This window comes from Myceligenerans pegani, from assembly GCF_014892515.1.
Classification (GTDB): Bacteria; Actinomycetota; Actinomycetes; order Actinomycetales; family Cellulomonadaceae; genus Myceligenerans; species Myceligenerans pegani.
Map to the genome: position 1 here is coordinate 19,950 of NZ_JADBGR010000101.1, position 23,293 is coordinate 43,242.

Genomic DNA, 23,293 nt, shown 5'->3' on the forward strand with positions numbered 1-23,293 from the left:
GCTCGCGGCGGGGCGCCGGGCGGTGCCGGGTCGCTCACGCGGCCAGTTCGCGGTACATGTCCAGCAGCGCGACGAACTCGCCCCGGAGGCCGTAGGGGTCGGCGCCCAGGGCCATGGCGGCGCGGGACCGAGCGGACTCCAGGCTCGCGTCGCCCGCGTGATCGGAGCCGCGGGCGATGAGCCCCGCCTCGACCACGGCCGACGCGAACCGGAAGTCCGTCGACGGTGTGCCCGTGAGCACGTCGGCCCTCACCGGGTACTCCCGTTCGGTGCTGCTCGACTCCCCCGGTTCCTTCCAGCGCACGTGCACCGTCATGAAGTCGTCGGAGCCGGACGCGCGTGAGTCCTGGTACTTCAGGTCGTCGTCGACGGTCTCCCCGGAGGCGGGGACGATCTCGTAGAAGGCGGTCACCGAGTGGCCGGCGCCGACGTCGCCGGCGTCCTTGGTGTCGTCGTCGAACTCCTCGTCCTCCAGGCGGCGGTTGTCGTAGCCGATCAGCCGGTACTCGGAGACCACCGCCGGGTTGAGCTCGACCTGCAACTTGAGGTCCTGGGCAACCACGAACATCGTCGAGTCGAACTCGTCCACGAGCACCTTGCGGGCCTCGTCGATGGTGTCGATGTAGGCGTAGTTGCCGTTCCCGTGGTCGGCGATCGCCTCCATCGTGTTGTCCTTGAGGTTGTGCATCCCGAAGCCGAGCACCGAGATGTAGACGCCGGACTCGCGGGCCTCCTCGATCTGCTCCGTGATCTGCTCCGGCGACGACGGCCCCACGTTGAAGTCGCCGTCGGTCGCGAGGATCACGCGGTTGTTGCCGCCGTCGATGAAGTTCTTCTCCGCCAGCTCGTAGGCGGTCTCCAGGCCGGCGGCGCCTCCGGTGGAGCCGCCCGCGGACAGCGACTCGAGCGCGTCGGTGATGACGCCCTGCTCGGACCCGGGAACGGAGTCGAGCAGCACCCGGTTGTCGCCCGCGTAGGTGACGATCGAGACGACGTCGTCCGGTCCGAGGTTCGACGCGAGCAGCGAGAACGACTCGGCCAGCAGCGGGAGCTTGTTCGGCTCGTCCATCGAGCCGGACACGTCCAGCAGGAACACGATGTTGTTGCCCTCGTGCGTCGGCACGGCCTCCGTGGCCTGCACGCCGATCATCGCCAGGTGGTGCCCGGGCGCCCATGGCGCGTCGGCCACCTCGGTCGTCACCGCGAACGGGGCGTCGTCGTCCGGGCCGGGCGCCGGGTGGTCGTAGTCGAAGTAGTTGACGAGTTCCTCGATACGCACGCCCTCCGGCGTCTGCCCCTGCGTGATCTGTCGGCGCAGGTTGCTGTACGACGCCGTGTCCACGTCGGCGGAGAACGTCGACAGCGGGCTCGTGGCGACCTTCTGGAACGGCTGCTCGAGGGCGTCGTCGTACTCCTCCCGGGATTCCTGGGGCTCCACGGGCGCGGCACGCGGGTCGCCGGGCGCGATCCCCTCCGCCATGCCCTCGGAGTACATCTGCCCGGCGGCGTCGTCGGCGCTCTGGAGCGCGCCGTCACTGCCGCAAGCAGTCAGGGACAGGACGACGACGGCGATCGTGGCGAACGTGGCGGTCCGGCGGCGGGTGGTGCTGGTCATGGCGCTTCCTCTCGTCCGGAGGTGCTGGGCACGGGACCCGGTGTCCGGACGGCGGCAGCGGCCTCACCAGCACGAACCTGTCACGGTCCCGTACCGTCTGTGTCTCGGCCGCAGAGGGCGTTGCACCTACCCGGTCACGGTCGCGCAACGGCCACGGGGATGCCCGTGTCGTTCCGGCCGGCGTCCTCCGGGCCGGCCGACGAGTACGACACCTCCGGCCGGAGGTCGCCGCGGCTGACGCGGACGCGGTCGACGGCGGTCCGCAGGTCCATGGTGGTCAGCGCGAGCGCGTCCGCCATGAGCGTGGCCTGTTCCACCAGCATCTCGGCCTGGGGCACCGTCGCCGGCGCCTGCGTCGTGACCCGCTGCCCGACGATGCCTTCCGCGGAGCGGATCGCCGCGTCGAGCGCGGCGCGAGCGTCGGGATCGGCCCCGGCCGAGTTCGCCTGGACGTTCCGTGCCACCACGATCACCGTGGCGAGCCGTTCCGACATCGCCCGGCCGGCGCTCACGCGCTCGTCGATCCGTGCGTTCAGGACGGCGAGGCGATCGGTGGTGGCGGCCCTGGCCTGGCCCACCCAGCCGACCAGCAGGGCCGTCATGATCGCGAGCGCTGCGAACCCGGCGGCCCAGCGCCACAGGGTGCGGGCGCGGGTGCGGGCGGCGGTGCGGAAATCGGTGGCGGTATTGGTATCGGTGCGAACGGACCTCGTCCCGGTGCCGAACGGCTCCAGGACAACTGCCTGTGTGGTCATTCGTCTCCCCCTGAGAACGACACTGACGGCGAATTCTGCGTTCCCGGCCGCGCCCCCTTGACATGGCACCCGTGAATGTGCCCAACGGCCAGCCGATTGACCCGAGAGTAGGACGGCCGGGACCACATCGCGCGCTCAGATCGTGATCTGTGGAAAACCGCTTATCACAGCCGTGAAAAGGCCGGTTGACCTCGTGAAACGCGTTTACCGAGGAGTCTTTCCGGCGGACTTCTCGACCACGATCAGGCGGTGCGTCGGGCGCGTCAGCGCGACGTACAGATCGCGCTCCCCGCCGGCCCGCGCCGCGACGATCTCGTCCGGCGCGACGACCACGACGGCATCGAACTCCAGCCCTCGCGCCGCCGACGCCGGCAGGACCTGCGCGGCCCCCGCGACGGCTCCCGTCAGATCGTCGACGCGCCTCTCGACGCACAGGACGGCGACCTGGGCGCCGGGGTACGCCGCGGCGTCGTCGGACACGATCCGGCCGACGGCCGCCGCGACGGCACCGGCGTCACCCGGGCCGGCGGTGCCCGGCCCGGCGGGGCTCGTCCCCGCGACGCTCGCCGGAACGGGAACGAGGACCGTGCGCGGCTCCTCGCCGTGCCGCACCGCCGTGCTCAGCCGCTGCTCCGGCGCGATGCGCGCGAGCAGGTCCCGCGTCGCCCCGAGGATCTCCGCCGTCGTGCGGTAGGAGACCGTGAGCGTCCAGGTCTGCGTGCGCCCGTCGGCGATGTCCGCCAGCGCCTCGTCCCAGTTCCGCACCGTCGAGACCTGTCCCGCCTGGGCGAAATCGCCCACCACCGTCATCGACCGGGAGGGACACCGGCGCGCCACCATGCGCCACTGCATGGGCGTGATCTCCTGCGCCTCGTCGACCACCACATGCCCGAACGTCCGCGCCGGAAGGCCGTCCACCAGTGCCGACGCCTCGTCGAGCAGAGGCACGTCCGCCTCCGTCCAGCGGCCGGCCACCACCCCGCCGTCGCGGGTCGCCGCCTGATCCGCGCCCGCCCCGCCGGACGGTACGCCGAGCACCTCCCGCACCACGTCCTCGGCGTCCAGCCGCGGCCACACCGCGTCCAGGGCACGGTCGAGGCCGCGGTCGGCGGTGAGCTCGGCGCGCACGGCGTCGGGGTCGAAGTCGTCGTGCGCGTCACCCACGACGCCGTCGTACCCCAGATTCGCCAGGTCGGCGGACACGGTCCGGTCCAGCGACGCGACGTCGCGACCCATGACGGCGGCGACCTCCTCGTCGACCCGCTCCAGGGCGCCCGCCGCCTCCCGTTCGAGGGCATCCGTGAGCATGTCGACGACATGCTCCTTGAACACCTCGCGCGCCGGGTTGTGCGCCAGACCGCCGCCGACGGCCTGCGCCCGCGCGGCCGCGACGTCGTCGGCGGACAGGTCGGGCAGATCGCCGGGCGTACGCAGCGGACCGGGAGGAGCCTGCCGGCGCCGGACCGCGTCCGCCAGCGCGACGGCCATCCCCGACTCGCCCTTGGCCCGCGCCACGTCGTCGGCCGCCGGGGCGACATCCCGCCCGGTCAGGGTGGCGCACGTCGCCAGCACCACGTCGTTCTCCCCCAACGAGGGCAGCACGTGCGAGATGTACTCGAGGAATCGCGGGTTCGGCCCGAGCACGAGGACACCCTCGGCGGCGGCACGCTCGTGCGCGTACAGCACGTAGGCCGCGCGGTGCAGGGCGACGACCGTCTTGCCCGTGCCGGGGCCGCCCTGCACGACGGTGACCCCGCGGTGCGGGGAGCGGACGATCCGGTCCTGCTCGGACTGCAGCGTGGACACCGCGGCGCGCATGTGCCCGGTGCGCCGGGCGCTGAGCGCCTCGACGAGCGGCCCGTCGCCGACGACGTCGTCGGGGCCGGGCTCCGAGCCGTCCAGGATCTCGTCGCTGACCTCGGTGACGGCACGGCCGTCGGTCTTGAGGTGACGGCGCCGGCGCAGCCCCTCGGGAGCGAGCGCGGTGGCGGCGTAGAAGGGCCGGGCGGCGTCGGCCCGCCAGTCGACCAGGCGCGGCTCGTCGGTGGCGCCGGACCGCAGGCCGATGCGCCCGACGTGCACCCACGTGCCGTCTCCGCGGTCGATCCGGCCGAAGCACAGGGCGTGGGCGGCGGACTCGAGGGCATGGATGCGGGCACGCAGGCGGGAGGCCGTGATCTCGCGCTCGGTCGCCTCGACGGGATCGGACGGGCGCCCACGCAGCACACGGGCCAGGTCCCGCCGAGCGGTCGCGGCCTGCTCGTCGAGCAGCGCGTACATGCCGCTGACGTGGTCCTGTTCGACGGCGATCTGGGTGGCCTGGGCGGTCTGCGGGTCTTGCGGCACGGCGGTCCGGGGCACGGGACTCCTCTGGTCGGCGGCCTGAGCACAACGCCCCGGCCGTGCCGATTGTTCCGGCGCGTTTTCGGTCGGCCGGATGCCGGATGGTCGGCCGCCCGGGCGACCGTCTTCGCGACATCCGGCCGACCACACGGGCCCCGGCGGATTCATTTCCTTGCCGTGAGCGGCGAGTGTCTGTTGGATGGACGGCGGCCCACCCCGGCGCAGAGAGGAACACCCGGATGTCCCTGCTGGACAGATTCAAGGACGAGTTCATCGACATCGTCGAATGGACCGACGACTCGCGCGACACGATCGTGTGGCGCTTCCCGCGGCACGACAACGAGATCAAGAACGGGGCGCGTCTCACGGTCCGGGAGTCGCAGACCGCGGTGTTCGTCAACGAGGGACAGATCGCCGACGTCTTCGGTCCCGGGATGTACACGCTGCAGACCGCGAACCTGCCGATCCTCAGCACGCTCAAGGGCTGGAAGCACGGGTTCGAGTCCCCGTTCAAGGCCGAGGTGTACTTCGTCAGCACGCGGCAGTTCACGGACCTCAAGTGGGGCACCAAGAACCCGGTGATCGTGCGCGACGCCGAGTTCGGCGCCGTGCGGCTGCGCGCGTTCGGCGCGTTCACCGCCCGCGTGACGGATCCCGCGCTGCTGCTCCGCGAACTCGTCGGCACCGATCCGCAGTTCCGCACCGACGAGGTGCACGAGTACCTGCGGCAGAACGTCGTCAGCCGCCTCGGCACCGCCCTGGCGACGGCGGGCGTCCCCGTCCTGGATCTCGCGGCCCATCAGGGCGAGCTCGGCGACCGGCTCGCCGCCACGCTGTCCGGCGAGCTCGGACCGGAGCTCGGCATCTCGGTCCCGAAGTTCGTGATCGAGAACATCTCGCTGCCGCCCGAGGTCGAGGAGAAGCTCGACAAGCGCACGTCGATGGGGATCGTCGGCGATCTCGACCGCTACACGAAGTTCCAGGCCGCCGAGGCCCTGGAGGCCGCCGCCGAGAACCCGGGTGGCGGAGCCGCCGCCGTCGTCGGCATGGGGCTCGGGCAGGCCACCGGGAACATCGTCGCCGGTGCGACGGCGCCCGCCGCACAGCCCGCTCTCGCGCAGCCGGCCACCACGCCGCCGCCCCTGCCGGGCGGCGCACAGTGGTTCCTCGGATCGAACGGGCGGCAGACCGGCCCGTTCGACGACGCCGGCCTGGCCGCCCAGGCGTCCTCCGGCGCGCTCACGCCCGGCACGCTCGTGTGGCGGGACGGCATGCCGGGCTGGGTCGCGGCATCCGAGGTGCCCGACGTCGCCCGCCACCTGCGCGCCACTCCCCCGCCGCTGCCGGGCCAGGGCTGAGGGCTCGGCGCACATGACGGAGACCACGAACTCCTCGGCGGCGGCCCACCGGGACTACCCGTGCGCGCAGTGCGGGGCGAGCGTCCGGTACGCGGCCGGAACGGGCGCGCTGACGTGCCCCTACTGCGGGCACACGCAGGAGGTCGCGGCCACGGACCGCGTCGTGCGCGAGCACGACTTCGCGACGCTCCTGGCGTCGGGCCGCGAGCTCCCGCCCGACTCCCATGACTACGAGTGCGGCACCTGCGGTGCGGTCACGACGAGCGACAAGCTGTCGCAGGACTGCGGGTTCTGCGGCTCGGCGATGGTCGCGGAGGTCAAGGGGCTCGGCCTCGTCACGCCCGAGGCGGTCCTGCCGTTCGCCGTGGACCGCCCGTCGATGACGACGGCGCTGCGGCGCTGGGCGCGCACGCGCTGGTTCGCGCCGTCGGCCCTGAAGAAGGTGACCGCCGTCGAGCGGGCGCACAGCGTCTACCTGCCCCACTGGACCTACGACGCACAGACCACCACCGACTACGCCGGCCAGCGCGGCGAACACTACTGGGAGACCGTCACCAGCACGGACTCCGAGGGCCGCACCACGACCCGGCAGGAACGCCGGACCCGCTGGTACCACGCGAGCGGTCGGGTCGCGCGGTTCTTCGACGACGTCCTGATCGCCGGGACCCGCCGCGTCATGCCGCAGCATCTGGCCAAGCTCGATCCGTGGCCGCTCGCCGACGCCGAGCCGTACCGGCCGGACTTCCTCGCCGGGCACGAGACGCTGCGGTACGACGTCGAACCCGAGGCCGGCCTCGAGATCGCGAAGCAGAAGATGGCGGGCGTGATCAAGGACGACTGCGAGGAGGACATCGGCGGCGACGAGCAGCGCGTGCACCACATGGACACGCGGTACTCCGCCGTCACCTTCAAGCTGCTGCTCCTACCGGTCTGGATCGCGACATACCTGTACGGCGGGAAGGCGTACCAGGTCCTGATCAACGCCCGTACCAGCGAGGTCATCGGCGAGCGACCGTGGTCGGCGTGGAAGATCGCCGGCGCGGTGGCGGCGGCACTGCTGGTAGTCGGCGCGGTCGTGGCCGCGGTCCTGCTGTCCAGATCCCCGGGCTGACTCCGGCGCCGAACCGGACCTGGGACCGGGTGCGGTTCGGCGACAGGGTCAGCGGTCGACCCGCGCGCCGCCCCCGCCCGCCAGCTTGGCCACCTCGGCCAGCGTCGCCGTCGTCGTGTCGCCCGGGGTCGTCATCGCGAGGGCGCCGTGGGCAGCGCCGTACTCCACGGCCTCCGCCAGCGAGCCCAGCTCCATGAGCCCGTACGCCAGGCCCGAGGCGAACGAGTCGCCGCCGCCGACGCGGTCGAGGATCTCCAGGTCCGCCCGGTGCGTCGCCTCGGCGAAGCCCTCCGCGCGCGACCACGCGATCGCGCCCCAGTCGTTGACCGACGCGGTCTGCACGCCGCGCAGCGTCGTCGCGATCACCTGGAAGTTGTCGTACTCGGCGGACGCGGCCTCGATCATCGCCCGGAAGGCGCCGGTGTCCAGGTCGGTCAGGTCCTCGGACACGCCCTCCACCTCGAAGCCGAGCGAGGCCGTGAAGTCCTCCTCGTTGCCGATCATCACGTCGACGTGCCGGGCCAGCCTGCGGTTGACCTCGCGCGCCCGCTCCACCCCGCCGATGCCCTTCCAGAGCGAGGGCCGGTAGTTGAGGTCGTAGGACACGATCGTGCCGTGCCGCCGCGCGGCCGCCATCGCGGCCTCGGCCACGTCCGCGGTCGATTCCGACAGCGCCGCGAAGATCCCGCCCGTGTGCAGCCACCGCACGCCCGCGCCGAACAGGGCGTCCCAGTCCACGTCGTCGGGCCGCATCCGCGAGATCGCGGTGTGGCCGCGGTCGCTCACACCGAGGGCGCCGCGCACACCGAAGCCGCGCTCGGTGAAGTTCAGGCCGTTGCGGACCTCCCGGCCGATGCCGTCGAAGTCGTGCCACCGCACCCACGACGTGTCGAGGCCGCCGGTGAGCATGAGGTCCTCGACGAGCCGGCCGACGTCGTTGTTCGCGAGCGCCGTGACGATCGCGCCGCGCAGGCCGAAGCACCGGCGCAGGCCGCGGGCGACGTTGTACTCGCCGCCGCCCTCCCAGACGTCGAAGCGGCGCGCGTTGCGCACGCGGCGCTCGCCCGGGTCGAGGCGGAGCATGACCTCGCCGAGCGCGACGACGTCGTACCGGCACTCGTCGGCGGGGCGGACGGACAGCGAGGGGTTGGTCATCTTCATGCTCCTTCGGGAAGATCTGTGGCGACGGCCACGGCCTCGGCGGTGCGGCGGGTCATCTCGGCCCAGTCGCCGGCGGCGACGAGCTTCTGGTCGACCATCCACGACCCGCCCACCGCCAACACGGACGGCAGGCCGAGATAGTCCGGCAGGTTAGCGGCGCTCACGCCGCCGGTCGGCACGAACGTGACCTGCCCGAACGGCCCCGACAGCGCCTTGATCGCGCCCGGCCCGCCGACGACGCCGGCGGGGAACAGCTTGACGGTCGTGATGCCGAGGTCGAGCGCGGCCATGATGTCCGACGCCGTCGCGACGCCGGGCAGGATCGGCACGCCCGCCTCCTGGGCCGCCCGCACGACGGGCGCGCTGAGGCCCGGGGAGACCAGGAACGTGGCACCGGCCGCGACCGCCTGGTCGACCTGCCGCGGGTTCACGACCGTGCCGGCCCCGACCAGCATTCCGGGGTGCTCGGCGGTGATCGCCTCGATCGCGGCCCGCGCGCCGGACGTGCGGAAGGTGACCTCCGCGACGGGGAGGCCGCCGTCGTCCAGCGCCCGCGCGACGCCGAGGCCCTGCTCGGCATCGTCGACGACGACAACGGGGACCACCCGGGCGCGCCCGAGGCGCTCGAGGACCGATCGCGTGGGGTCGGATCCGCGGGTTTCCGCTGGGGCCGATGACTTCGCTGACACCGTGATGCTCCGAACTTCGTCGTTGACGGGTACGGACGGCAGCTTAGGCGATCCTCGGGGTGCTCGGGAATGCGCTTACCGAAGTGAGCGCGCGACGGCGCTCACCTCGCGCCGGAGGGTGTTGCTCCGGACACTGGTCGGGTAGGTTCCGAACGAGCCGGGGCGTCCCCGGAGGTCCCCGACAGGAGGTCCCGATGAAGCGCGGCCTGACAGCAACGATCGCCGGCGTCGCTCTCGCCGCCTCGCTCGCGACCGTCGCGCCCGCGACCGTCGCGCCCGCGACCGCCGCGCCCGCGACCGCCGTCGGCCCCGGCACCGCCGTCGCCGGCACGCCCCACGACGAGGACGGATCCACCATGCCCGAGCAGTGGCGCTCGGTCTGGGTGGACGCCTTCAACGAGGGCATCTACACCCCCGAGCAGGTCCAGGAGTTGGTCGACGAGGCGACGGCGATGAACGTCAACGCGCTGATCGTGCAGACCGCACGCCGGTACGACTGTTTCTGCAACCGGGCCCTCTACCCGCGCACCGACGCCGCGATCGCCCCCGCGCCCTACGACCCGCTCGACGAGATCATCGAGCGCGCCCACGACGCCGGGATCGAGGTGCACGCCTGGGTCACCGTGAACACGATGTGGAACGTGCCGGACGGCCCGCCCAGTTCGCCCGACCACATCTACAACACACACGGGCCCGGCGCCGAGGGCCGCGACCGCTGGATCGGCAAGATGGCCGACGGACGCGAGATCGTGAACAACCGCGTCTACCTCGACCCGGGCCACCCGGACGCCGCCGGCTACGTCACGGCGGCGGTCTCCGGCATCGCCAGGGAGTACGACGTCGACGGCATCAACCTGGACTACATCCGCTACCCGGATCTGAGCTCCACCTCGGAGTACAGCGAGTGGGGCTACAACGACGTCGCCGTGGCCCGCTTCCAGGAGGCGACCGGCCGCACCGACGTCCCCGCGCCCGACGACGAGGAGTGGAGCCAGTGGCGTCGTGACCAGGTCACCGCGCTGGTGCGGCGGATCTACCTCACGCTGTGGGAGATCGACCCGTCGCTGCGGCTGTCGATGGACGCGATCACGTACGGCAACGGGCCCGACGCGGTGGGCGGCTGGACGAACACCCGCACCTACGCGGAGGTGCTGCAGGACTGGGTCGGCTGGCTGGACGAGGGGATCATGGACACGGCCGTGACCATGAACTACAAGCGCGACCACGTCCCGGCGCAGGAGGTCATGTTCGACGAGTGGTCCGAGTTCCTCGCCGACAACCAGGCCGGGAGGCAGGCGGTGAACGGCCCGGCCCTGTACCTGAACTCGATCGACCACAGCGTGGCGCAGGCGCGGCAGGCGGTGACGCCCTCCGAGGCGGGGAACACCGCGGCCGGGTGGAGCGGGTACTCGTACGCGAACCCGAGCCAGGAGGTCGTCGCGGATCCGGCGCTGCGCGACGCCCAGCAGGCGGCGCTGGCGGAGGCCCTGACCGGGCCCGGTGGGATCTTCGAGGACGACGCCGCGGTCCCGGACATGCCGTGGAAGTCCGCACCCGACGACGGTCACGTCACCGGGACGCTCACCGCCGGGCGGGGCGGCCCGGTCGATCAGGTGACCGTGACGCTGCGGCCGCTCGGCCCAGGGCCCGCGTACGAACAGGTCACGGACGGCTCGGGCTGGTTCGGCTTCGCGCACGTGCCGCCGGGAAGATATCTGGTGTGGGCCGACCTGGGCGGTGAGACCGGGAACATCGCCGGAGGCGGGAGGACCGTGATGGGGCTCGTCCGCGTCGAGGAGGGCGAGATCACGGAGGTCCGCCTGCGCTGAGCGCCGGCGCCACTGCCGGGCCGCCACAGTTCGTCCCGCCGTCCCGATACGGGGCGCGGTGACCGGCCGGTGGCGCAAGCCCTCCGGCGCGCCCGCTTGCGTTGAGCGTAGGGCAGGTGAACCGCCCTGCGTGCGGCGCGCGAACGTGCGTGGGCCGGAACACGTGCGGCCGGCCCGGGCCGGATGTGAGAGAGTTCAACCGGCGGCATGTCCCCGCTCTCATGAGCCGCGTCCCGGAGGTGTTCAGAGGCATGACGGTCCTCGTGGCGTACAACGCGTCGCCGCAGGGCGAGTCCGCTCTGCGAGCGGCCACCGCGGAGGCGGAGCGACGGCGGCAGGACCTGTCGGTGCTGGTCCTGACGCCGCAGGAGAGTCCGGATCTTCCGTCGGACCTGGCACACCTGCTGGACGGCGTCCCGCCGTCGGTGACGGTGAAGCAGGTCGTGTACCGGACGGAGTCCGAGGAAGTCGCGGAGTCGATCATCGACGCCGCCGAGCGCGTCGCGGCGTCCCTCGTGGTCATCGGCGCGCGCAAGCGCTCGACGGTCGGCACGTTCCTGGTCGGTTCGACGACGCAGCAGGTCCTCCTGGACTCGCCCGCGCCGGTGCTGGTGGTCAAGGCGGGTTACGCCTGATCGTCCGCGGTACGTCATCTGAAACGTCTGGACAGGTCGCACCGCCCGGCGGTTAGGCTCGGAAGATGGCAGCCGTCTCGCTCGGGATCCCCACCCTGCGGCGTGCGCCGCGCCTGGAGGACCTGCCGCCCCGTCCCGAGGACGCCCGGCTCGTCGACCGGTACGGCCGCATCGCCCGGGACCTGCGCGTCTCCCTCACCACCGCCTGCAACCTGCGCTGCACCTACTGCATGCCCGCCGAGGGCCTGCCGGTCATCCCGCGCGACGAACTGCTCACGCCCGGCGAGGTCGCGCGCCTGGTCGGCATCGGCGTGCGCATGGGCATCCGGGACGTCCGCTTCACGGGTGGCGAGCCGCTGATGCGGCGGGACCTGGAGGAGATCCTGGCGGCGTCGCGCGAGGCGGCGGACGAGGCACTGCGGGAGCGACCGCCGTCGGACACGGTGCGCTTCGCGATCACGACCAACGCCCTGGGCCTCGACAAGCGCGCGGAGGCGCTGGTCGCCGCGGGCCTGGATCGCATCAACGTCAGCCTCGACACGGTGGATCACGCCGCGTTCGCCGCGCTCACCCGCCGCGACCGTCTCGACGACGTGCTCACCGGGATCCGCGGCGCGATCGCCGCCGGGCTGTCGCCGGTGAAGATCAACGCGGTGCTGCTCCCCGAGGTCCTGGCGGGCGCGCCGGACCTCCTCGCCTGGGCCCTGGAGCACGGCTGCCGGCTGCGCTTCATCGAGGAGATGCCGCTGGACGCGGACGGAAACTGGACCAGGGACGACGTCGTCTCGGCCGCCGACCTGCTCGAACGGCTCGGCACGCGGTTCACGCTCACACCGGTCGGCCGTGAGGACCCGTCCGCCCCGGCCGAGGAGTGGCTGGTCGACGACGGCCCGGCGACGGTGGGCATCATCGCCTCGGTGACGCGCTCCTTCTGCCGGGACTGCGACCGCACCCGGCTCACCGCCGAGGGAACGGTGCGCTCCTGCCTGTTCGGCAACGAGGAGACGGACCTGCGCGGCCTGCTGCGCTCCGGCGCGGCGGACGAGGAGGTCGCCGACGCCTGGCGCGGCGCGATGTGGGCCAAGCCCCGCGCCCACGGCTCCGACGCCCCGGAGTTGGCCCGCGACGCGTTCGCCGACACGGCTCGGTCCATGGGCGCCATCGGGGGCTGACCGCGCCGGGAAGTTCCCCGAGCCCGCACGCGGCATCCCCTCACGGTGCTTTGCGGAGCCTCACGCGGCGTCGCCGGATCGGGCCCCTCCTCCGCGGCGCCAGGACTCCATGCGCCGCTCGCGCATCCGGGCCTCCGCGTGCAGCACGAGACGCTCCGCGGACACGGCGCCGGTCGACCAGGTCGAGACCGTCCGGACGGCGGGCCACGCCCCGGGAGGCAGGTGACCCGGCGGCTGAACCAGCGCTCCCGCGAAGCGCCGGCGCAGGGCCTCCGCGGACGACGCGGCGTCGGCGTCGTCCGCCACGGGAAGGCTCGCCGTGACCGCGAAGGAATCCGCACCGACGCGTCCGGCCTCGCTCCCCTGCGGCAGGGCCCTGACGAGCCGCGACGCCACCTCGACGAGGACCGCGTCCCCGGTCGCCAGGCCGTACGAGGCGTTGACGCGGTGCAGCCCTTCGACGTCGAACAACAGCAGGAAGTGCCCCTGTCCGGCACGCGCCGCCTCGCAGCGCCGCGCCAGCGCGTACCACAGGGCTCCACGGGTCTTCAGGCGGGTCAGCGGGTCGTGGGTCGATCGGTCGGACAGCGCGACCAGGAGCGAGCGCATGAGCGTCGCCGCGCTGGTGGCGCCCCAGCGGGTGTCCTGGACCAGGACGTCGTCGTACCGGTGCGCGGGCTCCCGCGCCATCGCGCGGGCGGCCACCTCGGCGACGTGGGCGCCGGGCTCCACGACCAGCGGCGCCCAGTTGGTCACCATCGACGCGGGCTTGTGCTCGAGCATCGCGCGGCCGTACCCGAGCCGTCCGGTGAACACCCTGGTGAAGGCCTCACGCATCACGATGCCCACGCGCGACGACGCCGGGCCGCCGCGCACGACGACGGAGGTGACCTCCGCGTCGCGGAACACGATGTTGACGTCCCCGATCGGGAGGGTGGCATCGATGACCTCGGCGGGTTGCACGAGGTCGGCGATGACACCGGCCAGGGACGCGCGGCCGGATGCGCCTTGCAGTGCGGCCGCGTGATGAGCGACGTGGACGAGTTCGTCATGCACCTGCACGGGTACATCCTCGCCTCGCGCGCACCGCTCCGGAACCACGGTGGGAGGAAGTTGGCCCGCCGTTCGGCAAGTGTTCGCCGCGCGGACGGCGCGGCCCGGGCGCGGGCCCCTACAGCCCGACCCACTCCGACTCGCCGTCGGTGAACCGCTGCTTCTTCCAGATGGGGACCTCGGCCTTGATGCGCTCGACGAGCAGCGAGCACGCCTCGAACGCCTCCCTGCGATGGCCGGCGGAGGCCGACGCGACGAGCGCGACGTCCCCGACCTCCAGGTGGCCGTACCGGTGCACCGCGGCGACACGCAGGCCGGTCTCGGCAGCAACGGCCTGGCACACTTTTCGCAGGGTCTCGGCGGCGTCGGGGTGCGCCTCGTAGTCGAGGCTGGTCACGGAGCGGCCGCCGTCGTCGTCCCGGACCACGCCGCGGAACGTCACGACCGCACCGCACTCCGGCGCGGCGACGGCCCCCTCGACGGCGCGCGCCACGTCCTCGCCCAGGACGGCGTCGGTCACGGTGCTCACATCGCTCACGACCCCACCCTAAGGTTTCGGCCGGCCACGCGGGCGGCCGTCCCGGACGGCGGCCAGGGCGCCGCACATGTCGATGAGTCTCCGGCCCGTTCGTCGTCCTCACGAGTGAGGACCCCTGCCCGCACCATCCGGAGGAGAGCCATGACCGCCACGCACGACACCACCGCCCTGCCCGGGCGCCCGCCCGTCGTCGACCGCGCCACCTGGCAGGCCGCCCGCGACGACCTGCTCGTCCGCGAGAAGGCGCACACCCGCGAGGGCGACGCGATCGCCGCCGCACGGCGCCGCCTGCCGATGGTGGAGTTCGACGGCGGCACGCCCGTCGTCGGGCCGGACGGTCCCGTGCCGTTCACCGACCTGTTCCAGGGCCGCGACGAGCTGCTGGTCTACAAGCACATGTGGCACGACGGCGCCCCGTTCGAAGGCCAGTGCGAGGGCTGCACCGTCTCCGCCTGGCACATGAAGGACGCCGCCTACCTCAACGCCCGGGGCGTCTCGTTCGCGATCCTGACCGAGGGGCCGTGGGCGGAGGTGCCGCCGTTCCTCGACTTCATGGGCTACACCCAGCCCTGGTACTCGGTGCGCGGGCTCGACGAGCCGATCGGCGGCGAGATGGGCCACATCACCTGCTACCTGCGCGACGGCGACCGCACGTTCCTCACCTACGACACCACCGGCCGGGGCACCGAGCAGCTCAGCGGGTCGTTCGCACTGCTCGACCTCACGGTGTACGGCCGCGGGGAAGCCTGGCAGGACGTGCCGGACGGCTGGCCCGAGGGCAACCACCCGTGCTGGTACTGGCGCTCCGACGCGAACGGCGTCAACGGCTGGGGCCCGGCGAGCCGCCCGGTCCCGCAGTGGACCCGCCCGGGCGCGGCCCCGGTGGACCCGGCAACGGCCGACGCGCACCACCACTGACGGCGGGGTCCGCCGCTGTCGTGACGCCCGGGGGCGCCGCCTGCCCGGCGGGGCGCCGCCGCCGTCACAGCGGCAGGATCGTCACCTCGTCGCCCGCGTTCAGCCCGGTGACCTCGGCGGGCACGTCGATCAGGACGTCGGCCGCCGCCATGGAGGCGACGAGGTGCGATCCCGGCCCACCGACGGCGTCGACCGCGGGCAAGCCGGCCCCGCCCGCCGATCGCCCCTCGCGGACCCGGCCCCGCAGGAACTGCCGCTTGCCACTCGGGGAGGCGAGGCCGCCGTCGGGCAGCCCGTCCGGGCCGACGACGGCGCGCCGCTCCCCCACCGGCGGCAGCCCGCCGGCCCGGCGCAGCAGGTCGCGCAGGAACACGACGAACGACACCTGCGTGCTCACCGGGTTCCCCGGGAACGTCAGCACGGGCGTGCCGTCCAGGCGCCCGAACCCCTGCGGCCCGCCCGGCTGCATGGCAACCGGCCGGAAGACCACGTCGGCCAGCACCTCCTTGACCACCTCGTGCGCCCCCTGGCTCACGCCGCCGGACGTGATCACCACGTCCGCCGACGACGCCGCCCGGCGCAGCGTCTCGCGGGCGGCGGCCTCGTCGTCGCCCACCCGCTCGGTGTGCGCGACGACGCCGCCCGCGGCCCGCACCGCCGCCGCGAGCGCCACGGCGTTCGCGTCCCAGATCTGACCGGGGCCCGCGGGTTCGCCGGGTGCGACGAGCTCGCTCCCGGTCGACACGATCGCCACCCGGATCCGCCGCCGCACAGGAAGCTCTCCGATCCCGCAGGCCGCCGCGGCGGCGACGTGGTGGGGCGCGAGGACGGTGCCGGCGGGCAGCACGAGGTCGCCGGCGCCGACGTCGGACCCGGACTCCCGCACGAAGTCCCCGGACGTCCGCGGGACGCGGACCTGCACGGCGGCGTCGAACCCGGCGTGCGGGTCGGCGCCGGTCGGCGCCGGACCGGCCCTGCCCCTCAGGTCCGACGGCGAGAGCTCGCGGTCACCCGGCGCGGCCCGGCCGTGATCACCCGGCACGGCGTCCGACGACGGCGGCCGGGGCGCCTCGCGGTTGAAGGTGCCCATGTCGGTGTCCTCCACGGGGACGACGGCGTCCGCCCCGTGCGGCACGGGGGCGCCGGTCATGATCCGCACCGCGGAGCCGGGCGCAAGCGGCTCGGGCCGGCCCGGCCGGGCGGCGATCTCGCCGGCGACGGGCAGCACGACGGGCGCGTCGGCGGAGGCCCCGGCGACGTCCGCGGCCCGCACCGCGAAACCGTCCATCTGGGAGTTCCGGAACCGGGGCAGGGGTTCGGGTGCGACGACGTCGTCGGCGAGGACGCGGCCGAGAGCCTCGCCGACGGGCACGACCTCGACGCCCGTCGCGGTGGCCGGTCGGCCGTCCGCCCCTCGACCGGGCGATCCGCCCTCGATCAGTTCCGCCAGCAGTTGTCCGACGTCGGCCCGGTGCTGCTCGACACTCACCCTGGAAACCACACCCCGAACCTACCCCGCGCGCCACGCCCGCCCGGCTCGCGGCGCCGGGAAGCGCCGTGTGGTCGGGGGTTCGCCGTGTGGTCGGTCAAGTGATTGCCCGACCGTGCGGCGAACGCCCGACCATGACCCGGCGCCACCGCACCCCCGCCCGCGCCTGAACCCGCGCAGCCCGCACCCGTGCAGCCCACGCCGGCGCCGGCCCGCAGCCGCGCCCACGCCGCCCGCGCCCCGCTCAGGCGTGCACGTGCGCCTTGTGCCCCACGGCCGCGGAGACGTCGTCCTCCGCCACCGCGAGCAGGCGGTCCGCGAGTCGCCGCAGCGCGCGGGCCGCCGCGATCTCGTCGCCGATCTGCGGCACCTCGGGGTCCTCGGGTGCCTTGCGCGCGTGCCCCACGGCGCGCACCTCCGGCAGGCCGCGGACGGTCGCCTCCGCGGTCGTGCTCCCGGAGGACTCGTTGAGCGTGATCTCCACCTGCCACGTGAGCGTGCGGCTGCCGCCCGCGCGGCCGGTGGCGTCGGGCGCGAACACCGGCTCGGCGTGATCGACAACGGTGTCCGGCCCGGGGAAGACGAGCGTCTCCTCCCCGCTGTCGGACCAGCGCACGCGGTACGGCGGTGTCCCGTCCCCGTGCGGGCACTCCACGATGACGCCGTCCCGCGTGGCACCGCCGACGACCCCCGAGGCCGTCACGATCCGGTCTCCCACTGCTGCCTTCATGGTCCCTCCTCGTCGAGCGGTCCTCTCCTCCATCATGCGCCCGCCGCGGCCCCGCCCGCACCCTCGCGGTGGCAGGCGCCGCACACGACGGCACCGCCCGGCGCGTGCCGGAGTGCCGCACACGACGGCAGCGCCTGCCCGCGCGATCTCCTAGGCTTGCGCCGATGCGAAACGAAGCGATGCGGGTGTTCGTCGACTGCCGTTACGTACGGATCGGGCGGCACGACGGGATCAGCCGGTACACCGCGGGGATCGTGCGCGAGCTCGCGCGCCTGATGCCCGTCGAGCTGCTGGTCCACGACGAGCGGCAGCTGGCCCACCTGCCCGACCTGCCGTGGCACCGGGTCAGCGCGCCGACGAGCTGGCGCGAGCCGTTCGTCGCGCTGCAGGTGCGGCGGCTGCGGCCCGACGTCGTGTTCAGCCCGATGCAGACCATGGGGTCCTGGGGGCGGAACTACCGGCTGGTGCTCACGCTGCACGACCTCATCTACTACCGGAATCCGACCCCGCCCCACGACCTGCCCTGGCCGGTGCGTGTGCTGTGGCGGCTGTTCCACCTGGCGTGGTGGCCCCAGCGGGCGCTCCTGAACCGGGCGGACGCCGTCGTCACGGTGTCGGAGACGACGGCGGGCCTCATCGCCGAGAAGCGCCTCACGCACCGCCCGGTCACGGTGGTGCCGAACGCCGCCGAACCCGTGCCGGCGGACGAGGCGGACCGGGAGCGCGAGCCCCGGACGGGCAGGCTCGTGTACATGGGTTCGTTCATGCCCTACAAGAACGTCGAGACGCTGGCGCGGGCGGTGGCCCTGCTGCCCGGCCACGAGCTGCACCTGCTGTCCCGCGCCCCGGCCGGCGCGCGCGAGCGGCTCACCGCGCTGGCGGGCGAGGGGCGGCTCGTGTTCCACGACGGCGTGTCCGACGAGGAGTACCGGCACCTGCTCCGGGGCGCGACGGCGCTCGTGTCGGCGTCGCGGGACGAGGGCTTCGGGATCCCGCTGGTCGAGGCGATGCTGCTCGGCACGCCCGTCGTGGTGAGCGACATCCCCGTGTTCCGAGAGGTCGCCGGGGAGGCGGGCGCGTTCGTGTCGCCGGACGACGCCGAGGGGTTCGCGGCCGCGATCCGGGAGCTGGAGGAACCGGAGGTCTGGGACAAGCGCTCGGCGGCGGCCCGTGAGCGGGCGGCACACTTCAGCTGGCCGCGCTCGGCCGCCACGCTCGCCGACCTCCTGCGCAGCCTGTAGCCCGGCGGCCCGGTCCGGGCGTCGCCGGGTCGGCGGCCGCGACCCGTGTCAGGCGGCGAGCGGAACGACGCCCATCACCTTCTCGTAGAGCGTTTCGAAGACGCCCAGGGTCGTGCCCATCGTGTGCGCCTGGATCAGCTCGCGGCTCGCGGCGCCGTACCGCTCGCGGAGGGCGGGGTCGCCGAGCAGCGTCCGCAGGTGACCGGCCAGCTCGTCCACGTCGCCCGGCTGGAACAGCTCGCCGTTGGAACCGGGGCGCACCAGGTGCGGGAGCGCCATGGCGTCGGCGGCGATCACGGGCAGCCGGGCCGCCATGGCCTCCATCGTCACGAGGCTCTGCAGCTCGGCCACGCCGGGCATGCAGAACAGGTCGGCCGAGGCGTAGGCGGTCAGCAGTTCGTCGTCGGACAGGAAGCCGCGGAAGCGCACGCGGCCGGCCACACCCAGCTCGCCGGCGAGGGCCTGCCAGGCGGCGCGGCGTTCGCCGTCGCCCACCACGTCGAGGCGGCCGGGCATGTCGGGCGCGACCTTCGCGAACGCGCGGATCAGCTCGTCGACGCGCTTCTCCTGGTCGAGCCGGCCGACGAACAGCACGGTGGGCTCGTACAGCGAGGTCGGACCGGCGGGTGCTCCGCGACGGGCGGCGACGGCGTTCCGCGCGCGCTCGTAGGCGTCGGCGTCGATGCCGTTGGACACCGGGAACGCAGCGGTCAGGCCGGCGCGGCGGGTGATGAGGTCGACGGCGCGCGGCGTGGGCGCGGTGACGACGTCGGCCCGCGCGTAGACGCGGCCGAGGTCGCGGTACATCCAGCCGGCGAAGGTCTCGTGCATGGAGGCGGGGATCATCGGCAGGTGACCCACGATGTTCTCGGGCATGAGGTGGTTGGTCGCCACGAGCGGCACGCCGGTCCGCTTCGCGGTGTTCACGACGGCACGGCCGAGCGACAGGTGCCCGTTGGTGTGGACGACGTCGGGCCGCACGCGCTCGTACACGTCGCGCACCTCGGACGCCGCCTCCCACGGGAGGCAGACCCGCATCGCGTCGAACCAGGGCAGGCGCCGGGACGTCACCCGGTGCACGACGACGCCGTCGTGCGTCTCGATACCCGGCTCTCCCACCGGGGAGGGGGCGACGACGTGGACCTCGTGGCCGCGCGCGGCGAGTCCGGCGGAGAGGCGGTCGGCGAAGCGTGCGGCGCCGTTGACGTCGGGGGCGAACGTCTCGGCACCGACGAGTATCCGGAGCATGTTCACTGTGAGTTTCTCCTGTGTGGTACAGCCCCTCACAGGGGCATTGACGTGCATTGTCACCTGCACCCGTCTAAGACGGACAGGACGGGCATTTGGTTGTGGATATTTCGGTCAAGATCAGGTCACCACCGCGACCGGCTCCTGCTCGGCGCGGGCGGCGACGGCGTCGGGATGGTGGTGTGCGAGGGTGAAGACGCCGGCGGTCGCGGTCAGCGCCGCGGTGCCGAGCAGCACCCAGGCGCCGATCGGCGTCGTCGTTCCCTCGCCGAGCAGGACGGCGCCCAGGATGACGGCGACCAGCGGGTCGCCCACGGTCAGGCAGGCGATCACGATCTCCGGGGCCCCGGCGTGGAAGGCGTGCTGCACGAGCCAGGCGCCGACGAGGAACGCGACGAGCGCCCCGGCCACGCACCCGAGCACGAACGGGGACAGGAGCCCTTCGCTCGCCGCCGCCTGGGCGGCGACCCGGACGAGCGCGGACACCAGGCCGTACGCCGCCGCGACCGCACCGGCGAGCGCGAGGCAGCGCAACGGGCCGCGGCCCCGCCGCGCCATCCCGGCGAAGCCGAGCAGCGCGACGATCCCGCCGATGACGATCCCCGCCGTGAGCGTCGCCGTGGCCGACGGCGTGTGCGTGGTCGCCGATCCGGCGGACGCGACGACGAACACCGCGACGCTCACGACGGTGAGGCCCGCGCCGATGAGCACGCCCCGCGAGGGAGCGCGGCGGGCCTTCCACGCCGACATCAGCACGGCCAGGGGAACGGCGAGCACGCCGACCGGCTGCACCACGCGCAACGGGGCGAGCAGCAGCGCCACCGCGTGGATGAGCGAGCCGGCGGCCGCGAGGCCCGCCCCCTGGAGCCAGCGCCGCCGCCGGACGATGGCCAGCAGGTGGCGGACGTTCATGTGCCGCGCGGCCGCGGCGCCGCTCTGACCAGGTGACGACGCCGAGGTCTCGTCGAGCTCAGGGGCGTCAGGGTGCTCGGTGGTGGTCACCGCGTGGTGCTGGAGCACCGACGCCGCCGCGAAGCACACGGCGCCGAGGAGCGTCAGGCCGACGGCGATCAATGTCATGCGCCCATACTGTATGCCCACACGCGTCTCAACCATGGGGGTCTCCCCCTATTCACCGGGGGTTCACCCCCAACTTGGCCTGGGGTTTCCCGAAGGTCCCAGAATGCTCACCGAATTCTCCCCGTGTGATGGCTAGGCTTCGCCGGGATGGCACACGAACCGCTCCTCTCCCCCTACGCGGCGCTGATCGCCCGGACGCCCGTCACGCGTGCGGCGCTCACCGTCCGCGGCGGCCGGGCGCACCTGTGGCGCTACGGGCCCGACGACGCGCGCGAGCACATGGTGCTGCTGCACGGCTTCCGCGGCGACCACCACGGGCTCGAGCCGATCGTGGCCCATCTCCTGCGGGCGCACCCGGACCTCCGGGTGACCGTCCCGGACCTGCCGGGCTTCGGGGCCTCGCCGCCGTTGCCGGGGGTGCCGCACGACGTCGCCGGATACGCCGCCTGGGCCCGCGTCCTGCTCCGGAAGCTCGCCCCGGGAGGCGACGCGGTGCTGGCGGGTCACTCGTTCGGCTCGGTCGTCGCGGCGGCGACGACGGCGGCGCCCGGTGTGCCGCTCGCCCGGCGCCTCGTGCTGGTCAACCCGATCCCGCGACGGCCGCTGAGCGGGCGGGACACGCTCTCGGTCGGCGCGACCGCGGTGCTGCACGCGCTGGCCGGGGTTCTCCCCGAGGAGGCCGGCACCTCGCTGCTGCGGCATCCGGCGCTGACGCGCGTGGCGAGCATCGCCATGGTGCGCACGCCGGACCGGGCGCTGCGCCGCTGGATCCACGAGGAGCACGGCCGCTACTTCGCCGGGTTCGCGACGCGGGCCTCGCTGCTGGAGTCGTTCCGCGCGTCGATCACGGCGAGCGTGCGAGACTCGGCCGCCGGGATCGACGTGCCGACACTGCTGATCGGCGGCGCGAGGGACGACCTGGCGCGCGTCGGGGACCAGCGCGCCCTGGCGGCCCGGTTCCGGGACGCCCGCCTGAGACTGATCCCGGGCGTGGGCCATCTGACCCACTACGAGACCCCGGCCGAGGTCGCCGAGGAGATTGCGACGTTCCTCGCGGCGGACCGGGCCCCGGCCGCGGCGGTCTGAGGACCGCGCAGCCGGTCCGACGTCGAGCGGTCAGAGTCGTTCGATCACCGACAGCGGGTCCTCCACCGCGGTCGTCACCGCGCGGAGGAATGCCGCCGCCTCCACGCCGTCACAGACGCGGTGGTCGAAGACGAAGCTGACCTGCGCGATCTTGCGTGGTTCCACCAGCCCGTCCACGACCCACGGCCGATCGATGATCCGCCCGACGCCGAGCATCGCCACCTGCGGGTGGTTGATGATCGGCGCGCTGCCGTCCACCCCCAGGCCCCCGTAGTTGTTCAGGGTGAACGTGCCGGCGGTGAGCTCCTCGTTCGTGGCGCCGCCCTCACGGGTCCGCGCGACGAGGTCCCGGATCGCGGCGTCGAGGCGCGCGGTCGTCATGCGCTCCGCACCGAGCACCGCCGGGGCGACCAGCCCGCGGCTGCCCTGCACCGCCAGGCCGAGGTTCACGCGGTCGAGCTGCACGATCTCGTCCCGCCCGGCATCGACGCGCGCGTTGAGCACGGGATGCTCCGCGAGCGCCGCCGTGACGAAGCGGGCCAGGTACGCCAGGATCCCGGGTCCGTCCGGCCGCGCGGCACGCAGCTCGGTGAGGGCCGTGAAGTCGACGTCGACCCAGATCGTCGCCTCGGGGATCTCGGCCCGGCTGCGCGACATCGCGGTCGCCGCCGCCTTCTGGAACCCGGTCATCGGGATCCGCGACTCGCCTCCGGTCCGCGGCGCGCCGGCGCCGGACACGTCGGCGAGCCGGTCAGGATCCCGGGGGCGACGACGGCGCCGCGGTCCCGCCTCCTCCGGCGCGCCGCCACGCGTCCCGTACCCCACCAGGACGTTGCCCGACCCGGCGCGTTCCTCCTCGCGATATGTCTCGTCCCCGGCCGCCGTGGGCTCGGCCGGGTCCGCCTGCTCGCCCGCGACCGCCGTCGTCGTTCCTGATCCGGCCGGGCGACCGCCGTCGTCGGACGGCGGGCCGGCCGCCGGTTGCGGGATCGGCTCGCCGACCTCCAGGAGCGGGAGCCCGACCTCGAGCGTCTCGCCCTCGCCCGCGCACAGCCGTTCCACCACGCCGGCGTACGGCGTCGGCACCTCGACGACGGACTTCGCGGTCTCCACCTCGGCGACGGCCTGGTCGACGACCACGACGTCCCCCTCGGCGACCAGCCACGTGACGATCTCGGCCTCGGTCAGCCCCTCGCCCAGGTCCGGCAGGGCGAACGTCCTGGTCATGCGGTCTCCTCCTGC

The 23,293-nt window shown here is 73.7% G+C and carries 20 protein-coding genes; 8 read left to right on the plus strand and 12 right to left on the minus strand.

Going from position 1 to position 23,293, the window contains the following annotated elements; translation table 11 throughout:
• Positions 1-34 precede the first annotated feature (34 nt).
• The 3 genes from IIE03_RS16970 to IIE03_RS16980 all read right to left on the minus strand — a co-directional run bounded on the left by IIE03_RS16970 (position 35) and on the right by IIE03_RS16980 (position 4,731).
• Positions 35-1,615 carry a vWA domain-containing protein gene (locus IIE03_RS16970; RefSeq protein ID WP_192863942.1) on the minus strand — a complete coding sequence of 527 codons (1,581 nt, stop codon included), beginning with the start codon at positions 1,613-1,615 and terminating at the stop codon, positions 35-37.
• Positions 1,616-1,749: 134 nt separating this feature from the next.
• Positions 1,750-2,370 (minus strand): hypothetical protein, encoded by a 621-nt coding sequence (locus tag IIE03_RS16975; RefSeq protein WP_192863943.1) that lies wholly within the window; start codon positions 2,368-2,370, stop codon positions 1,750-1,752.
• 204 nt (positions 2,371-2,574) lie between these two features.
• The gene (locus IIE03_RS16980) at positions 2,575-4,731 is read right to left on the minus strand and encodes a HelD family protein (protein WP_318843040.1); all 2,157 of its coding nucleotides are present in this window, start codon (positions 4,729-4,731) and stop codon (positions 2,575-2,577) included.
• Positions 4,732-4,952: 221 nt separating this feature from the next.
• Here IIE03_RS16980 and IIE03_RS16985 point away from each other — a divergent pair, with 221 nt between their 5' ends.
• Complete coding sequence (locus IIE03_RS16985; protein ID WP_192863944.1) at positions 4,953-6,071, plus strand: SPFH domain-containing protein; 1,119 nt, start codon at positions 4,953-4,955, stop codon at positions 6,069-6,071.
• Between the two features lie 13 nt (positions 6,072-6,084).
• Positions 6,085-7,182 (plus strand): TFIIB-type zinc ribbon-containing protein, encoded by a 1,098-nt coding sequence (locus IIE03_RS16990; RefSeq protein WP_192863945.1) that lies wholly within the window; start codon positions 6,085-6,087, stop codon positions 7,180-7,182.
• Positions 7,183-7,230: 48 nt separating this feature from the next.
• Here the strand turns inward: IIE03_RS16990 and IIE03_RS16995 are convergent, their stop codons facing one another.
• Both IIE03_RS16995 and eda read right to left on the minus strand, forming a co-directional pair.
• Complete coding sequence (locus tag IIE03_RS16995; protein WP_192863946.1) at positions 7,231-8,337, minus strand: sugar kinase; 1,107 nt, start codon at positions 8,335-8,337, stop codon at positions 7,231-7,233.
• 2 nt (positions 8,338-8,339) lie between these two features.
• Complete coding sequence (gene eda / locus IIE03_RS17000; RefSeq protein ID WP_192863947.1) at positions 8,340-9,032, minus strand: bifunctional 4-hydroxy-2-oxoglutarate aldolase/2-dehydro-3-deoxy-phosphogluconate aldolase; 693 nt, start codon at positions 9,030-9,032, stop codon at positions 8,340-8,342.
• Between the two features lie 194 nt (positions 9,033-9,226).
• Between eda and IIE03_RS17005 the strand changes: the two genes are divergently transcribed.
• From IIE03_RS17005 to moaA, 3 genes are all read left to right on the plus strand, one after another.
• The gene (locus IIE03_RS17005; RefSeq protein WP_192863948.1) at positions 9,227-10,861 is read left to right on the plus strand and encodes a family 10 glycosylhydrolase; all 1,635 of its coding nucleotides are present in this window, start codon (positions 9,227-9,229) and stop codon (positions 10,859-10,861) included.
• Positions 10,862-11,112: 251 nt separating this feature from the next.
• Positions 11,113-11,496 (plus strand): universal stress protein, encoded by a 384-nt coding sequence (locus tag IIE03_RS17010; RefSeq protein WP_192863949.1) that lies wholly within the window; start codon positions 11,113-11,115, stop codon positions 11,494-11,496.
• Between the two features lie 65 nt (positions 11,497-11,561).
• Positions 11,562-12,668: a GTP 3',8-cyclase MoaA gene (moaA, locus tag IIE03_RS17015; protein WP_192863950.1), complete on the plus strand. Its 1,107-nt coding sequence runs from the start codon at positions 11,562-11,564 to the stop codon at positions 12,666-12,668.
• A gap of 60 nt (positions 12,669-12,728) precedes the next feature.
• On the opposite strand, the gene IIE03_RS26800 is transcribed toward moaA, so the two are convergent.
• Both IIE03_RS26800 and IIE03_RS17025 read right to left on the minus strand, forming a co-directional pair.
• Positions 12,729-13,730, minus strand: coding sequence for a GGDEF domain-containing protein (locus tag IIE03_RS26800; protein WP_318843041.1), 1,002 nt, complete (start codon positions 13,728-13,730; stop codon positions 12,729-12,731).
• Positions 13,731-13,839: 109 nt separating this feature from the next.
• Positions 13,840-14,259: a molybdenum cofactor biosynthesis protein MoaE gene (locus IIE03_RS17025; RefSeq protein ID WP_192863951.1), complete on the minus strand. Its 420-nt coding sequence runs from the start codon at positions 14,257-14,259 to the stop codon at positions 13,840-13,842.
• 141 nt (positions 14,260-14,400) lie between these two features.
• Between IIE03_RS17025 and IIE03_RS17030 the strand changes: the two genes are divergently transcribed.
• Positions 14,401-15,177 carry a DUF899 family protein gene (locus tag IIE03_RS17030; protein ID WP_192863952.1) on the plus strand — a complete coding sequence of 259 codons (777 nt, stop codon included), beginning with the start codon at positions 14,401-14,403 and terminating at the stop codon, positions 15,175-15,177.
• Positions 15,178-15,241: 64 nt separating this feature from the next.
• On the opposite strand, the gene IIE03_RS17035 is transcribed toward IIE03_RS17030, so the two are convergent.
• Together IIE03_RS17035 and IIE03_RS17040 are read right to left on the minus strand one after the other, a co-directional pair.
• Positions 15,242-16,666, minus strand: coding sequence for a molybdopterin molybdotransferase MoeA (locus IIE03_RS17035; RefSeq protein WP_192863953.1), 1,425 nt, complete (start codon positions 16,664-16,666; stop codon positions 15,242-15,244).
• Between the two features lie 244 nt (positions 16,667-16,910).
• A complete protein-coding gene (locus IIE03_RS17040; RefSeq protein ID WP_192863954.1) occupies positions 16,911-17,396 on the minus strand; it encodes a dsRBD fold-containing protein in 486 nt (161 codons plus the stop codon).
• Positions 17,397-17,575: 179 nt separating this feature from the next.
• Here IIE03_RS17040 and IIE03_RS17045 point away from each other — a divergent pair, with 179 nt between their 5' ends.
• Positions 17,576-18,637 carry a glycosyltransferase family 4 protein gene (locus IIE03_RS17045; RefSeq protein ID WP_192864056.1) on the plus strand — a complete coding sequence of 354 codons (1,062 nt, stop codon included), beginning with the start codon at positions 17,576-17,578 and terminating at the stop codon, positions 18,635-18,637.
• A 48-nt stretch (positions 18,638-18,685) separates the two neighbouring features.
• On the opposite strand, the gene IIE03_RS17050 is transcribed toward IIE03_RS17045, so the two are convergent.
• Together IIE03_RS17050 and IIE03_RS17055 are read right to left on the minus strand one after the other, a co-directional pair.
• Positions 18,686-19,885, minus strand: coding sequence for a glycosyltransferase (locus tag IIE03_RS17050; protein ID WP_192864057.1), 1,200 nt, complete (start codon positions 19,883-19,885; stop codon positions 18,686-18,688).
• 120 nt (positions 19,886-20,005) lie between these two features.
• Complete coding sequence (locus tag IIE03_RS17055) at positions 20,006-20,965, minus strand: DMT family protein (RefSeq protein WP_192863955.1); 960 nt, start codon at positions 20,963-20,965, stop codon at positions 20,006-20,008.
• Positions 20,966-21,112: 147 nt separating this feature from the next.
• Between IIE03_RS17055 and IIE03_RS17060 the strand changes: the two genes are divergently transcribed.
• A complete protein-coding gene (locus tag IIE03_RS17060) occupies positions 21,113-22,051 on the plus strand; it encodes an alpha/beta fold hydrolase (RefSeq protein WP_192863956.1) in 939 nt (312 codons plus the stop codon).
• 30 nt (positions 22,052-22,081) lie between these two features.
• Here the strand turns inward: IIE03_RS17060 and IIE03_RS17065 are convergent, their stop codons facing one another.
• Positions 22,082-23,278 (minus strand): dihydrolipoamide acetyltransferase family protein, encoded by a 1,197-nt coding sequence (locus IIE03_RS17065; protein WP_192863957.1) that lies wholly within the window; start codon positions 23,276-23,278, stop codon positions 22,082-22,084.
• Positions 23,279-23,293 lie beyond the last annotated feature (15 nt).

What these genes read in the sequence shown, in the direction of transcription:
- IIE03_RS16970 (WP_192863942.1), bottom strand. Translation starts at nt 1,615, where the DNA reads ATGACCAGCACCACCCGCCGCCGGACCGCCACGTTCGCCACGATCGCC.
- IIE03_RS16975 (WP_192863943.1), bottom strand. Translation starts at nt 2,370, where the DNA reads ATGACCACACAGGCAGTTGTCCTGGAGCCGTTCGGCACCGGGACGAGG.
- IIE03_RS16985 (WP_192863944.1), top strand. Translation starts at nt 4,953, where the DNA reads ATGTCCCTGCTGGACAGATTCAAGGACGAGTTCATCGACATCGTCGAA.
- IIE03_RS16990 (WP_192863945.1), top strand. Translation starts at nt 6,085, where the DNA reads ATGACGGAGACCACGAACTCCTCGGCGGCGGCCCACCGGGACTACCCG.
- IIE03_RS16995 (WP_192863946.1), bottom strand. Translation starts at nt 8,337, where the DNA reads ATGACCAACCCCTCGCTGTCCGTCCGCCCCGCCGACGAGTGCCGGTAC.
- IIE03_RS17005 (WP_192863948.1), top strand. Translation starts at nt 9,227, where the DNA reads ATGAAGCGCGGCCTGACAGCAACGATCGCCGGCGTCGCTCTCGCCGCC.
- IIE03_RS17010 (WP_192863949.1), top strand. Translation starts at nt 11,113, where the DNA reads ATGACGGTCCTCGTGGCGTACAACGCGTCGCCGCAGGGCGAGTCCGCT.
- moaA (WP_192863950.1), top strand. Translation starts at nt 11,562, where the DNA reads ATGGCAGCCGTCTCGCTCGGGATCCCCACCCTGCGGCGTGCGCCGCGC.
- IIE03_RS17030 (WP_192863952.1), top strand. Translation starts at nt 14,401, where the DNA reads ATGACCGCCACGCACGACACCACCGCCCTGCCCGGGCGCCCGCCCGTC.
- IIE03_RS17040 (WP_192863954.1), bottom strand. Translation starts at nt 17,396, where the DNA reads ATGAAGGCAGCAGTGGGAGACCGGATCGTGACGGCCTCGGGGGTCGTC.
- IIE03_RS17045 (WP_192864056.1), top strand. Translation starts at nt 17,576, where the DNA reads ATGCGGGTGTTCGTCGACTGCCGTTACGTACGGATCGGGCGGCACGAC.
- IIE03_RS17050 (WP_192864057.1), bottom strand. Translation starts at nt 19,885, where the DNA reads ATGCTCCGGATACTCGTCGGTGCCGAGACGTTCGCCCCCGACGTCAAC.
- IIE03_RS17055 (WP_192863955.1), bottom strand. Translation starts at nt 20,965, where the DNA reads ATGACATTGATCGCCGTCGGCCTGACGCTCCTCGGCGCCGTGTGCTTC.
- IIE03_RS17060 (WP_192863956.1), top strand. Translation starts at nt 21,113, where the DNA reads ATGGCACACGAACCGCTCCTCTCCCCCTACGCGGCGCTGATCGCCCGG.
- IIE03_RS17065 (WP_192863957.1), bottom strand. Translation starts at nt 23,278, where the DNA reads ATGACCAGGACGTTCGCCCTGCCGGACCTGGGCGAGGGGCTGACCGAG.